At 29.6% G+C, this 14,054-nt stretch carries 13 protein-coding genes, 4 tRNA genes and 1 rRNA gene; 3 read left to right on the forward strand and 15 right to left on the reverse strand.

Annotated elements, in window-relative coordinates; genetic code table 11:
• Positions 1-594 precede the first annotated feature (594 nt).
• Positions 595-1,533, reverse strand: a complete 939-nt coding sequence (locus ACTNBA_RS18785; protein ID WP_441075783.1) for a GNAT family N-acetyltransferase — start codon at positions 1,531-1,533, stop codon at positions 595-597.
• Positions 1,523-2,707 (reverse strand): MFS transporter, encoded by a 1,185-nt coding sequence (locus tag ACTNBA_RS18790; protein ID WP_441075785.1) that lies wholly within the window; start codon positions 2,705-2,707, stop codon positions 1,523-1,525. Before ACTNBA_RS18790 ends, ACTNBA_RS18785 begins: the two co-directional genes overlap by 11 nt.
• A gap of 340 nt (positions 2,708-3,047) precedes the next feature.
• On the opposite strand from ACTNBA_RS18790, the gene ACTNBA_RS18795 reads away from it, so the two are divergent.
• Positions 3,048-4,403: a M20 family metallopeptidase gene (locus ACTNBA_RS18795; RefSeq protein ID WP_441075787.1), complete on the forward strand. Its 1,356-nt coding sequence runs from the start codon at positions 3,048-3,050 to the stop codon at positions 4,401-4,403.
• Positions 4,404-4,638: 235 nt separating this feature from the next.
• Here ACTNBA_RS18795 and ACTNBA_RS18800 read toward each other — a convergent pair whose 3' ends face one another.
• From ACTNBA_RS18800 to ACTNBA_RS18825, 6 genes are all read right to left on the reverse strand, one after another.
• A complete protein-coding gene (locus ACTNBA_RS18800; protein WP_441075788.1) occupies positions 4,639-5,397 on the reverse strand; it encodes a tRNA threonylcarbamoyladenosine dehydratase in 759 nt (252 codons plus the stop codon).
• 310 nt (positions 5,398-5,707) lie between these two features.
• Complete coding sequence (locus tag ACTNBA_RS18805; RefSeq protein WP_346849294.1) at positions 5,708-6,952, reverse strand: DUF1015 domain-containing protein; 1,245 nt, start codon at positions 6,950-6,952, stop codon at positions 5,708-5,710.
• A 25-nt stretch (positions 6,953-6,977) separates the two neighbouring features.
• Entirely contained in the window at positions 6,978-7,889 is a 912-nt protein-coding gene (locus ACTNBA_RS18810; protein WP_035135216.1) for a D-2-hydroxyacid dehydrogenase, read from the reverse strand.
• A 158-nt stretch (positions 7,890-8,047) separates the two neighbouring features.
• The gene (locus ACTNBA_RS18815; RefSeq protein ID WP_035135214.1) at positions 8,048-9,124 is read right to left on the reverse strand and encodes a pyridoxal-phosphate-dependent aminotransferase family protein; all 1,077 of its coding nucleotides are present in this window, start codon (positions 9,122-9,124) and stop codon (positions 8,048-8,050) included.
• Between the two features lie 163 nt (positions 9,125-9,287).
• Positions 9,288-9,473 (reverse strand): hypothetical protein, encoded by a 186-nt coding sequence (locus ACTNBA_RS18820; RefSeq protein WP_035135212.1) that lies wholly within the window; start codon positions 9,471-9,473, stop codon positions 9,288-9,290.
• Between the two features lie 72 nt (positions 9,474-9,545).
• A complete protein-coding gene (locus tag ACTNBA_RS18825) occupies positions 9,546-9,722 on the reverse strand; it encodes a hypothetical protein (RefSeq protein WP_167403159.1) in 177 nt (58 codons plus the stop codon).
• 228 nt (positions 9,723-9,950) lie between these two features.
• Here ACTNBA_RS18825 and ACTNBA_RS18830 point away from each other — a divergent pair, with 228 nt between their 5' ends.
• Together ACTNBA_RS18830 and ACTNBA_RS18835 are read left to right on the forward strand one after the other, a co-directional pair.
• Entirely contained in the window at positions 9,951-11,207 is a 1,257-nt protein-coding gene (locus ACTNBA_RS18830) for a DUF1576 domain-containing protein (RefSeq protein WP_441075791.1), read from the forward strand.
• 2 nt (positions 11,208-11,209) lie between these two features.
• Positions 11,210-11,551: a hypothetical protein gene (locus ACTNBA_RS18835; RefSeq protein ID WP_035135210.1), complete on the forward strand. Its 342-nt coding sequence runs from the start codon at positions 11,210-11,212 to the stop codon at positions 11,549-11,551.
• Between the two features lie 51 nt (positions 11,552-11,602).
• On the opposite strand, the gene ACTNBA_RS18840 is transcribed toward ACTNBA_RS18835, so the two are convergent.
• The 7 genes from ACTNBA_RS18840 to rrf all read right to left on the reverse strand — a co-directional run.
• Positions 11,603-12,361, reverse strand: a complete 759-nt coding sequence (locus ACTNBA_RS18840) for an acyl-CoA dehydratase activase (RefSeq protein ID WP_441075793.1) — start codon at positions 12,359-12,361, stop codon at positions 11,603-11,605.
• 207 nt (positions 12,362-12,568) lie between these two features.
• Positions 12,569-13,267: a DNA/RNA nuclease SfsA gene (gene sfsA / locus ACTNBA_RS18845; protein WP_441075795.1), complete on the reverse strand. Its 699-nt coding sequence runs from the start codon at positions 13,265-13,267 to the stop codon at positions 12,569-12,571.
• Positions 13,268-13,531: 264 nt separating this feature from the next.
• Positions 13,532-13,607: transfer RNA gene (locus tag ACTNBA_RS18850), tRNA-His, on the reverse strand.
• A 6-nt stretch (positions 13,608-13,613) separates the two neighbouring features.
• A tRNA-Gly gene (locus ACTNBA_RS18855) sits at positions 13,614-13,687 on the reverse strand.
• Between the two features lie 4 nt (positions 13,688-13,691).
• A tRNA-Gly gene (locus ACTNBA_RS18860) sits at positions 13,692-13,766 on the reverse strand.
• A gap of 98 nt (positions 13,767-13,864) precedes the next feature.
• A tRNA-Lys gene (locus tag ACTNBA_RS18865) sits at positions 13,865-13,940 on the reverse strand.
• 9 nt (positions 13,941-13,949) lie between these two features.
• Positions 13,950-14,054: ribosomal RNA gene (gene rrf / locus ACTNBA_RS18870) — 5S ribosomal RNA — on the reverse strand; the annotation flags it as partial.

Below are 14,054 nucleotides of genomic sequence, written 5' to 3' on the forward strand. Positions count from 1 at the left end.
TCTACTAGATAATCTCTTATCTGTCAACATTTTTTTAAGAAGTTTTTTTCTTAATTTCTTGTTGTTTTCCGCCGCATCTCTCAGCGACAAGACTTATCTTATCATGATTTATTCTTATAAAATCTACCTAATATTCTTCTTATATAAAATTATCCTTACATACCTTCTATTTTCATTTAAATGCTACCTTATCCTAATATTGATACACTAGGTAAAGTATTAGTTTATATTCTATTATTTTTACTATTTATTTAAAATATAGTATATCAATTTGAATTTTTATTATAGGTAAGCACACAACAACATCATTATTACTGCTGCTTATTATAATGTATTTAGTCTTATTATCAAAATACTAATTCCCTTGAAACCCGCATGAATAAAACAACTATTTAACTAGTTAACTAGTTAAAAGGTAACCTATATAAATATTTATATAGGAAACTAGATAAAGTTCCAACATATAGGTGATAAACTCGAATACCACGTTCCTAAAAAGTTATATACTTAAATAAATAAAAATACACCACCTTTAATATAGATGGTGTATAACAAATTATATTTGAATTAAACTAATTAGTTCCTAAATTAAAATTATTTATTATTTTTATAAAATATAACATGATCTCTCCACTTTCCATTTATGTGTAGATATTCTTTACATATACCTAGTTCATTAAATCCACATGCTTTTAAAACTCTTTGTGACTTTTCATTATCAACTAAAGTTGTTGCTTCTATTCTATGCAGTCCTAATTCTTCATAGGCATATGTTACAACTAAACTAACAGCTTCTTTCATATATCCATTTCCCTGATACTGTTCGTCCATAGAGTATCCTATGAATGCACTCTTAAATACACCTTGCACTATATTATATATACGTATTCTTCCTATCATCTTCTCTGCTTTATATATTCCAAAATGAGCTCCTTCACCTTTAATAAATTCTTTGTAATTCTCTATTAAAGATTGCTTTTGAACTTCTACTGTATAAAATTCTTCATCTCTGTGCGGTTCAAACTTTGATAGAAAGTCCTTATTTCTCGTATAATACTCTAATAGATCACTTGCATCATCAGAATTAAGAACTCTTATACTTACTTTATTTCCTTGAATTGTTAGCTCCTTCTTATATGCATTATTATAAAATTCTTCTTCTACTATTCCAAATAATAAACTACCTTCATATTTAAATTTTGTTATAATACTATCTGATATATATCCTTCTAATTGAAATCCTAAGTTTGTAAAAGGAGTTAAACTTATTTTTTCATCACATATAATATTAACTTTATGAAGACTCTTGCTTTTTATTAAGTTATTTAGCATCAACTTTAGAGCATCTTGTAATGTTTTATTAGCATCTCTTCCGCTTTTATAAAATTTTAATTTTATTATTACACCTTTGTTCTCATGGTCTAAATCTAAGATTATAAATCTTCCTACTATAATTCCAGATGAATCTCTTATTATATATTTATTTGCTTCATCAGTTGCATTACTAATACTTACTTCCCTTTCACTGCTCAACTTCATTACCTCCCCTTTTAAAAATACTATAATTTCCTCTATATATTAGAAATACAAACAAGATAGAAATACTCAAGCTTATTGGTATTAAATAAAAAGTTTTTGCTGTCCCTATAATATCATTTAATCTTCCCATAATAAGATTTAGAATCATACTTATAGTGCTTGATAACGTTAAAATTAATCCTGTTATATATGAACTATTATCTTTAAAAACCTTACTAATAGTAGCTACAACTGTAGGATATGCTATTGCAAAGAATAGTCCTGTTACACATATTAAAATGAGAGCACTATGCCCAACAATTAGAGCAATTATTAATAATACACATGCAATTAGTAAAGAATATAAAACTGATTGTAAGTATCCTAACTTTTCAGCTACAAACCCACCTAATAATCTACCTATAGTAAGTAAAAAGAAAAAGGCTGACAAAAACATAGCTCCACTACTGCTAGTATAGTTATAACTTTCCATGAGGAAATTAACTATCCAATTAGACATCCCCATTTCTGCAAACACGTATGTTCCTAATGCTATAGCATAGATATACATATACTTTTCTTTAAAAGCTATAGCTATATTAAATTTATTTTCTTTTTTAGTTATATTAAAATTAGGGATTTTTATAAAGAAAAATATTATTAATACTACAATAAAAATCATTGCTATTCCAAAGAATACACTTCTCCAACTTACTCCATTGTCTAAAATGTTTCCAATAGCAAATTGTCCTACCGTAGATCCAAATCCATAAAAACAATGAGCTGAATTCATCATTATTGCTTGGAATGTAATAAATAGTGCTGGTATTAGCGTATTTACTCCAATCATTACAAAAGCAATACCCATGTTTATTAAAAACATTCCAATTAATAGTATTGTATAAGTTTTAGAGAAAGCTACTATTAAAACAGAGGCTATAATAGTGAAAAGCCCAGTACAGATTACATTTCTTTGTCCAAATTTTTCACATAGTAGTCCACCTATATAAGTAAATATTATGTATCCTAAAGAACATACCGATAAGAGCATGCCCATACTTGTATTATTTGTATTAAAAGTCTCTTTAAATACAGGGACAAATATTCCCTTAGTGTTATCGACTATAGCAATTACAGCCATAATAATAAATATAAATATTGTTATGGCAAAACTTTGGTTTTTCTTCACTAACATCACTCCTTTTTCAATGATATTATATCATAATTAATATATGTTTTTATTGAATTGAATTCTTTATTTTTATAGCTATTAAGTAAAGTAATTATCCTAACAAAAATATACTATTGTATATATTAATTTATTAATTCATTAATTCATATAAAAAAGATATAAATATGAATAAGAATAATAGACAAGTATTCAAATCAAGAATGTCCGATATATTAACCTACTGTAATATTGACATATGTTATCATCTATGTTTAATTTAAACTATAGGATATATTTCCTTAATTTCATATGTGTCAACAATATGTAAAGCTTATCTAAAATGAAAGGGGATAGTCTCATGATAAAAAAAGAAGAAATAAAAGAAAGAGTTAATGAGTTAATACCTGAGCTCATAGACTCTATAAAGGAAGCTGTAAGTTTTAGAAGCGTTATAGACGAGGATAACCCTAATTATCCATTTGGTAAAAATATAGACGATTGTCTAAAAAGCACCTTAAATTTATGTGAGTCTTTAGGCTTTAAAACTTACTATGATAAAGATGGTTACTATGGTTATGCAGAGGTTGGCCAGGGCCCTGAATTAGTTGGAGTTCTTGGCCACTTAGATGTAGTTCCTGAAGGAGATTTGAATTCTTGGACATACCCTCCATACGAATTAACCATAGTTGATGATAAAATATATGGAAGAGGAACTCAAGATGATAAAGGTCCTACTATAGCTTGCATATATGCAGTAAAAGCTTTATTGGACTTAGGAATCAAATTAAATAAAAGAATAAGATTTATATTTGGAACAGATGAAGAAAATCTTTGGAGGGGTATTAATAAATATAAAGAGAATGGTGAAGAGATTCCTGCTATGGGAATAACTCCCGATAGTGAATTTTTCTGTATAAATGCAGAAAAAGGATTACTTCAATCTACTTTAACTTCTAAAAAGAGTTCTAATTTAACTTTAAGTGCAGGAAATGCATTTAATTCTGTTCCCGATAACGCTACATATACAGGAACTGCAGAAGAAATTAATTCTCTTAAAAATGTATTAAACAGTTTAAATTATAAATATATTTTAAATGAAAACTCTATTTCTGTTATTGGAAAAGGTGTTCACTCTGCAGATAGTGCTGAGGGGATTAATGCTATTTCTAGACTGGCTATAGCTTTAGAAAAAATGGGCTCCTCATCTAACTCAATAAAATTCATAGCCAATGTAATTGGTGAAGATGTTGCAATTAAAAATCTCATACCAAAATGTGAAGATGTATCTGGAAAACTAACTGTAAATGTAGGTAAAATTGATTTAAATGAAGATATAGAAACTATATCTTTAGATATTAGAATTCCTGTTACCTATAAAAAAGAAGACATAGTTAATCCATTAAAGGAAAAAGCTTTAGAATATGGTTTAGAATATAATGAGTTCGACTGGATGGAATCCATATATGTTCCTGCAGACCATTTCTTAATTAAAACATTGAAAGAAGTCTATGATGAAGAAACAGGATATGATGGAATACCAGAATCATCTGGTGGAGCTACTTATGCTAGAGCTATAGATAACTGTGTAGCCTTTGGTATGGTATTCCCTACCTCAGAAAAGACAGAACATCAGCCTAATGAATTTATAACTATGCATGATTTAGTTAAAGCTACAGAAATTTATGCCTTAGCATTATATAAATTAGCTAAATAAGCTGAATTCTTAGAGCTTTGCTCTTTAGAAATTGTTATCAATAGTCGTAATTGCTTTACCTTTCATAAAAAATAGAAGTATCGGTTCAAGTAATTATCGGATAAACATAATTTTAAAAATAAGAATCCGTCAAGTATTATACTGACGGATTTTTATATTATAAACTTAAATAAGCAATTACACTCTGCTAAAGGTATATTTTACTTAATGTTTATTTTTATTAGATTCCTTTTAATTAGCTTTCTTTAAGTAAGTCCTTTATTACTTCTCCACCTATTATCATTCCTGCCACTGGTGGCACAAAAGATATACTCCCTGGTATTTGTCTTTTTATAGCACACTTTTTAGTCCCACCTGTACATACACACCCTGTTTTACAAGTAACCACATCATCTTGTTTTGGTTTTGTAGGCATCTCCTCAGAGTAAACTACCTTAAGGGATTTAATCTCTCTTTTTCTAAGTTCATGCCTCATAACCTTTGCAAGTGGACATACTTTAGTATCATATATATCTGCAACTTTAAATTGTGTAGGATCAAATTTGTTTCCTGTACCCATAGAGCAGATTATTTTTATACCCTTTTCATTACAATACTCTACTAGAGCAATCTTTGCTGATACAGTATCTATAGCATCTACAACATAATCAACATCATCACTAATTATTTCTGGAATATTTTCTTTAGTAACGAAAACTTGATGAGTTATCACATTACATGCTTTATTAATTGAAAGAACTCTATCTTTCATAGCCTCAACTTTTACTTTTCCTACAGTATCATAAGTTGCATGTATTTGTCTATTTAAATTAGTTAAACAAATAGTATCATCATCAACTAAAACAATAGTTCCAACACCTGTTCTTACTAATGCTTCTACTGTAAAGCTGCCTACTCCACCTACTCCAAATACTATAATCTTACTGCCTTTTAATTTATTTAAACCATCTTTTCCTATTAATAGCTCTGTTCTTGATAATGAATGTTGTAACATTTTTGCATCTCCTTAATATGTGGTATTTACCTTATAACCTTAAAGATATTTTTAACTTTTTCCTTTAAATTATAAATAAATACATAAATTTTTATTCTCTGAATATATCAATTTTATATTTTTTACTAATATAATTCAACTGTGTATTTATGTTAAGTATTTCTAAAGCTTCATAGAAGCTAAGAACTCTGTTTATATTTACAACTTTATATACTCAAAAAAGCTAAATCTTAAAAAGTATAATTACTTTTATAAGATTTAGCTTTTTTGATTTAGATAAGATACAAATAAGTTTTACCTTTAATTTACCTTAGCTTAATTCATGAACAAAGATTCCACTTCTTAATTTTGGTTCAAACCAAGTTGATTTAGGAGGCATAACTTCTCCAGCATCAGCAATGTTCATAAGTTCTTCTATGCTTGTTGGATTCATAGAGAACGCAACTTTCATTCCTTCAGCTACTCTTCTTTCAAGTTCTTTAAGACCTCTGATTCCACCAACAAAATCTATTCTATCACTTGTTCTTGGATCTTCTATAGCAAGTATTGGTCTTAGAAGGTTTTCTTGTAGTATAGATACATCTAAACTCTTAACTGGATCTTTTGAATCATAAGTTCCATCTATAGCAGTTAACTTATACCACTTGTTATCTAAATACATTCCAAAATAACCTTTTCCTTCTGGTCTGTATTGGCCTTCTCTCTTATACTCTTCTACAGTAAACTTCTCAGAAACTTTATTTAAGAATTCTTCGCTAGAATTTCCATTTAAATCTTTTACTACTCTGTTATAATCCATTACATATAAATCATCTGCTGGGAATATAACTGATAGGAAAAAGTTGAATTCCTCTTCTCCTGTATAGCTAGGATTTGCTTCTCTTCTCATTTTACCTACTTTTACCGCAGATGCAGCTCTATGGTGACCATCAGCTATATAAAGATATTTAACTGATTTAAATAACTCTTCTAATCTTTTTACAGTTTCAGTGTCATTTATAACCCATACAATATGAGATATTCCATCTTCGGAAACGAAGTTGTATTCTGGCTCTTTAGCAGTCCATGAAGCAACTATTTCATCAATTTCTCCTACATTTTTGTATGTTAAGAAAATTGGACCTGTATTTGCATTACAATGGTCAACGTGATTAATTCTATCTTGCTCTTTTTCAGCTCTAGTATGCTCATGTTTTTTAATTATATCATTCATATAATCATCTATAGAAGTACATCCAACTATACCAGTTTGAACTCTTCCATCCATGATTTGTCTATAAATATACATGCTTGGAGCATTATCTTGAATATAAGTTCCATCTTCTCTCATCTTGTCTAAAGTTTTTCTAGCGGTGTTATAAACTATTTCATCATATTGATTTGTTTCTGCTGGTAAATCAATTTGTGCTTTATCAACATGTAAGAAAGAGTAAGGGTTTCCTTTAACCATTTCCCTAGCTTCTTCCGTGTTCATAACATCATAAGGAAGAGCTGCTACTTTTGAAACTAGCTCTTTTGTTGGTCTTATGCTTTTAAAAGGTCTTACAACTGCCATATTTTTTCCTCCTACGTAATTAATATTATTTAAAGAAATCGAATATAGTTTGAACTATTTCTTCACCTATTCTTGTTTGAGCTTCTACTGTTGCTGCTCCAATGTGTGGTGTAACTGATACTCTTGGATGGTTAACTAGCTCTTCATTCTTAGTTGGTTCAACTTCAAATACATCAACGCCTGCTCCTCTTAATTTTCCACTATTTAAAGCTTCAAGTAAAGCAGCTTCATCTACAACTCCACCTCTAGCACAGTTAATTAGTACAGCTCCATCTTTCATAATATCAAGTTGAGCTTTACCTATTGTAGCTCCTTGCTCTTTTATGAATGGTATATGAAGAGATACATAATCAGATTTAGATAATACTTCTTCTAAAGTACCATATTCATATTTATCATACCCTTCAGCTTTACCAAGGATATCAGTATACATAATTTTCATTCCTAATACTTCAGCCTTTTGAGCTAAACATTTTGAAATTCTTCCGAAACCTATTAAGCCTAAAGTTTTTCCACTTAACTCAATACCTTCATATTTTTTCTTTTCCCATTTTCCTTCTCTCATAGTCACATTTGCAGTACTTACAAATCTAGAAACTGCAAACATATGAGCTAGTGCAAGTTCTGCAACTGATGCACTACTAGAATTAGGAGTGTTAGCAACTCTTATTCCTTTTTCAGTAGCATATGCTACATCTATATTATCTACACCTACTCCACCACGGATTATTAATTTTAATCTTCCTGTTTCACAAGCTTTATCTATTATTGGTTGTCTAACCTTTGTAGCACTTCTTACTACTACTACATCAAAGTTTTGTAAAGCTACTCCTAATTCTTCAGGCTCATAAAATTTCTCTATAACTTCATATCCATTATCTTTTAATACCTGTATTCCACTTTTCTCCATGCCATCAGTAACTAATACTCTTATCATGATGATACCCTCCTAAAATAAAATTAATTAATAATTAATTATTTAAAATCTAACTTCATCCACATACATTAAGTATATAAATTGAAAACTTATACATTTTAAACTTGTATATGAATCTTTATTACTTGAAAATTAAGAAGGGAATTACCCCTTCTTAATTATTCAAGTCCTAATATTTCGTTAATGTTCTTTAATAATTCTTCAATTTCTGCTGGAGTAGTCTCTGCCATGTGAGCTATTCTGAAAGTCTTATCTTTTAACTTTCCATATCCATTAGAAATTTGATATCCTCTTTCTCCTAGAGCTTTGTTTAAAGCTGCAACATCAATATTTCTAGTATTCTTTATGTTAGTTAAAGTGTTAGACATATATCTTTCATCTGGTAATATTTCAAAGTATTTTCTTGCCCATGCTCTAACAATTTCTCCGCCTTCTATGTGTCTTGCATATCTCTTATCAAGACCTTCTTTATTTATAATCTTATCAAGTTGATACTCTAATGCAAACATGTGAGATAATGAAGGTGTTGATGGATATTGATAATCTTTCTTTTGAATGTATTCATATAATGATAAAAGATCTAAGTATAATCCTCTATGTGGAACTTGTTTTGCTCTCTCTATAGCTTTCTTAGAGAAAGTACACATTGACATTCCTGGAGGAAGTCCAATAGCTTTTTGAGTTGAAGTAATACAAATGTCTACTCCCCATTCATCTACTTTTAATTCTGTTCCTGCAGCTGAGCTTACAGTGTCTAAGCAGAATACAACATCTGGATATTTTTTCACTACTTTAGCTATTTCATCTAGTGGGTTCATAACACCAGTTGAAGTTTCGTTGTGAGTAACTGTTATTAAATCATATTTTCCAGTGGCTAAAACTTCATCTACTTGCTCTGGAGTTGTTGGTGTACCCCATTCAACTTCATATAAATCTGCTGGTACATTGTTAGCTACAGCCATTTCATACCATCTCTTACCAAAAGCACCTACAGCAAAAACTGCAGCTCTCTTAGCTGTGCATGAACGAACAGCACCTTCCATAAGCCCACTACCAGAAGTAGTTGAAAGTAATATTTCTTCTTTTGTATTAAATATAACTCTCATGTAATCACTAATTTGTCTTTGTATTCTTGATGCCTCTTTGCTTCTGTGTCCTATCATTGGTGTAGCCATTTTTTCTAATACGTCTTGTGCCACATCAACTGGACCTGGTATAAATAATCTCTTGTGCATGATTCACCCTCCTAAAATAAAGTAAACTTTATAATTTCCAATATCTGATTTGAAATCAATTACATTTTAACATTTTTCCATAGGTTTCTCAACCATAATAAATTAAATATTGGGATATATTATTATAATTTAAATTTTTATTAAGTTTTTGGAAATATAATACTTATTTCAATCTGATTTCTTCATATATTTCATCAAATATATCTTTTACACAATGTCCTCTTACAAAATTAGAGCAATTATTACAACTTTGTTCTAATTGCATAAGTATTTCATTTGGATAATATGATCTCTCATTATAAAATGAACAGTTTTGAGCAATTCTACTTTTAATTTCATTGGACACCATTACTTTAACACTCCTATGTATTATAATATTATATCTTTTGTATTATCATATATTTTATACCTACTTTTTAATTTAATAATCGAAACAATCTAAAACAGATTCTGTTTCTCTACAATACCTTACAATTAAACATTGTCCTAAGTTTCTAGGACATTTTTTACACATACAATTAACTTCCTTTCCATCACATTTATTTTGTTTAAAATCAGGACATTTCTCACAATTATAAACTACTATATCCATTACCATTTTTATTTCCTCTTTCTAATTTAAAATATTTCGTTATTGTTTAACCTACATAATTAAACTAGTTTAAAACAATATTATATATATGCTTATTTGTGCTTAAAATTAAAATAATTATAATATAAATACTATAGTTATCACTTATAAAAGTTGATATACTATAGAAGTAAAGCCTTATATATATTAAAAATATACACCTTTATTTGAAGAGTGTAAATAAATTCAAGGGAGTTGATTATTATAAAAGACTTTACCACTAGAATTCCACTACCCTATAAACTATTTCTATGTCTTAGTGGAATATTAATATTAGTATCTTTTCTTTTTAACTCACCACATCAGATATTCATTGGCTTAAAAAATATAATCTTAAACCCAGATATACTCATAACAGATTACATGGAAATTGGCGGTGTTGGTGCAACTTTCATAAACTGTGCACTTTTGATTATATTTTATGTAATAATGCTAATTTTTTTAAACGTTAAACCCTCAGGAACTATAATTGCAGGTGTATTTACAGTAAGTGGTTTTTCCCTTTTCGGTAAAAACATTTTAAATATCTGGCCTATTATATTTGGTATTTGGTTGTACTCCAGATTTCAAAAGGAACCATTCTCCAATTATATAGTTACTGCACTTTTTGGAACAACCTTATCTCCAGCTTTAATTCAACTAATTGGTACTACTACAATACCTCTTTATCTATCTGTTATGATAGGTATCCTTATTAGTATAGTAATAGGTTTTTTACTTACACCCTTAGCTTCTGCTTGTATGAGAATACATCAAGGATATAGCCTTTATAATGTAGGCCTAGCTGCAGGATTAATAGGTACAGTATTAATGTCTTTACTTAGAGCTTTTGGTATTGACTTTGAAAGTAGAATTATATGGTCTACAGGCAATAATGTTCCTTTTATTATATTATTTTCAATGATATTTTTAGCTATGATAACTTTGGGTTTTTACTATAATGGTAATAGCTTTAAAAACATTACAAAAATAACGAGATATTCTGGTAGATTGCTTACAGATTTTTATCTTATTTTTGGTGAAGGAATTACTTTAATAAATATGGGAATTCTAGGACTCTTTTCAATGTTTTTAGTGGTCTTAGTAAATGGTGACTTGAATGGTCCAACTTTAGGTGGTATATTAACTATTGTTGGGTTTGGAGCCTTTGGTAAGCATCTAAAAAATATAATCCCTATAATGTTTGGTATAATATTATGTACTTTCTTTAATATTTGGGAAATAAACTCGCCTAGCGTTATTCTAAGTTTACTTTTTGGTACAACTCTAGCTCCAATTGCAGGTTCTTTTGGATGGCTGTGGGGAATAATTGCAGGAGTATTACATGCTTGCTTAGTAATGAATATTACATATTTACATGGTGGAATGATTTTATATAATAATGGCTTTTCAGGTGGCCTTGTATGTATGTTCTTACTACCACTAATTTCTGCATTTAGAAAGGAATATTAATTATGAAACACTTACGTCAAAGAAATATAAAAATACTTAGTGAGCTAACTAGTTACTTAGTTAGAATTGGCTGTAGTGATCTACATATAGATTTTAATACTAAGGGTGATATTACCTATATCAGCTTTACCAGTGTAAATCCTGATATTAGTGAACAAATACTAAATGATTTAACATCTCAGTTAAATATGCCAAGAAGACAAGATATTGAGGAGTATTACTGGGCTCTTAATGGAGATAATGATTCCTCTTCTGAATTAAGTTTAGTAGGCATGATGACTGATTCTGTGGATGTAAACTACACTAATGATGTATTAAAAATTAGTTTAACTAGATTAAAATAATTTTTAACACATTTTATAAAAATAAGTATAGGTAATAAAGTTTACCTATACTTATTTTAAATTTTTAGCTAATAAAGCAGCTCCAATAGCTCCAGCAAATCTTGCACTATCTTTTGTTTTAACCTGTGAGCCTAATTTTTCAGATAAACTATTTACTATATATTCACAGTTGCAAAGTCCACCTGTTAAAAAATAGTTTTGTGCAGTAGAATGCTTACCACATATGGTGGCTACTTTACTTACGATTGAATCTACAATAGCAAATGCAATATCTTCTTTCTTTCTACCAGTTCCTATTAAACTTATAACTTCCGATTCCGCAAATACAGTACACATGGAACTTATACTTGCATCCTTTCCATCAATTGCTAACTTACATAATTCATCTATATTTACCCCTAATGTATTAGCCATAATCTCTATAAATCTTCCTGTTCCTGCAGAACACTTATCATTCATTGTGAAATTCGTTATAAGTCCTCCTTCTACAGTTATAACCTTGGTATCCTGACCACCAATATCTACTACAGTGCAATCTTCATCATATATATAAGCAGCTCCTTTACCATGACACGTTATCTCAGTTACAGTCTTATCTGCATAGGGAACCGATACCCTACCATAACCTGTAGCTATGATTTTTCTATTTTTTTTGCTTATACCTCTATCATCTAATATACTTTCTATTTTTTTTGCAGTTTCTAAACTACTCCATCCTGTAGGGATTACAAAAGTATTATTTATTATATCATTTTCAAATATAGCTACCTTTGCAGCTGTTGATCCTATATCTATACCGATGTAAAACATATGCTCCCCCCTAACTTAAATTTTAATTAACTTTCTACATAAACAAAATCTCTTTAAAAAAGCCCAACATATGAACGTTGAGCCATGAAAAGGAAAATATTATGTTTTAGAAATTGTTTAGATATCTGATTACATTATTATATTATCATAATATTAGGCTTTATAGATTTTGAATTTTAAATAGTAATTCACTCTTCTATTACATATCTAAATGGATACTAAAACTTCTACTGGTTTAGTAAGCTCTATAAAGTTTTCACCTAAACTACACTCATATGCAAATACATCAACTCCATTACCTTTAGCAAACCTTAATGCATCTGCAAATGCCTTATCCATTTTGTCATTTGGTTTGAAAGTACTTATATTATTCATTTGAATTAAAAATATGACTCCTGCACCTCTACCTGAATTTTTCACCTCTATTAACTCTAAAAGATGTTTACGACCTCTATCCGTAGGCGCATCCGGAAACATACTATGTCCATTTTCCTCTAAAGTTACCCCTTTAACCTCTAAGTAATATTCTTTTCCACTATCATTAGTTAACTTAAAATCAAATCTGCTATTACCAAAAGTTTTTTCCCTACATATAGTCGTATAACTTTCTAAGCCCTTAATCTTCTTATTTATTAATGCTTCTTCTACAATTTTATTTGGAGCTTGAGAATCTATGTTTATTAACTTTCCATTTTTATATCCACCAATTAGGCTAAATCTAGTCTTTCTATTAGCTCCATTCTCTGTTCTTATTAATACATTGCATCCTGGAATTAGAATTTCTCTACATCTTCCCGTATTAGGTACATGCACCAACTCTTCTTTACCATCTATTATTACATATCCTTGAAATCTATTAGGTCTTCTTACAAATTCAACAACCCTAGTTTCTTTATCAAAAATCATATTTTTATCCTCCATGTTTATTTAAAATTTATATAACATTTTATATAAATATAATATTTATCCACAAATAAGCTAAAATTCCTTAGAATTTATCCACTTATAATTCTAATATGTTACTAATTATTTGATTTTATAAGTATTTATCTATAGCTTTATTTTAATTATACTATGATTAAACTAAATTTAGCATGATATTATTTTTATATTAAATAATAAGAAAACCTCCTGTTTATAAAAACAGAAGGTTTTCTTATCTATATCATCTGGGGTGGAGGATGGGACTCGAACCCACGACAACCAGAACCACAATCTGGCGCTCTACCAACTGAACTACATCCACCATATTTGGAGCGGGTGAAGGGAATCGAACCCTCGTAACTAGCTTGGAAGGCTAGCACTCTACCATTGAGTTACACCCGCATATTGGAGCGGAAGACGAGATTCGAACTCGCGACGTTCACCTTGGCAAGGTGACGCTCTACCACTGAGCCACTCCCGCATAATCAAAATTTGATTTTTAGACATAAAAATAACTGAATCACATTATACTTGCCTGCTTTAATTTAGCTCATATCTAATTCAGCATATTTATAATATTGGTGGCTCACCGGGGGATCGAACCCCGGACACCATGATTAAAAGTCATGTGCTCTACCGACTGAGCTAGTGAACCACATTAAAAACCTGGCAACAACCTACCCTCCCACACAGCTTCCCGTGCAGTACTATCGGCCTCTTGATGCTTAACCTTCGTGTTCGGTATGGGAACGGGTGTATCCATCAAAAG

The sequence above is a fragment of the Clostridium sulfidigenes genome (genome assembly GCF_052067195.1).
GTDB classification, from domain to species: domain Bacteria; phylum Bacillota; class Clostridia; order Clostridiales; family Clostridiaceae; genus Clostridium_J; species Clostridium_J sulfidigenes.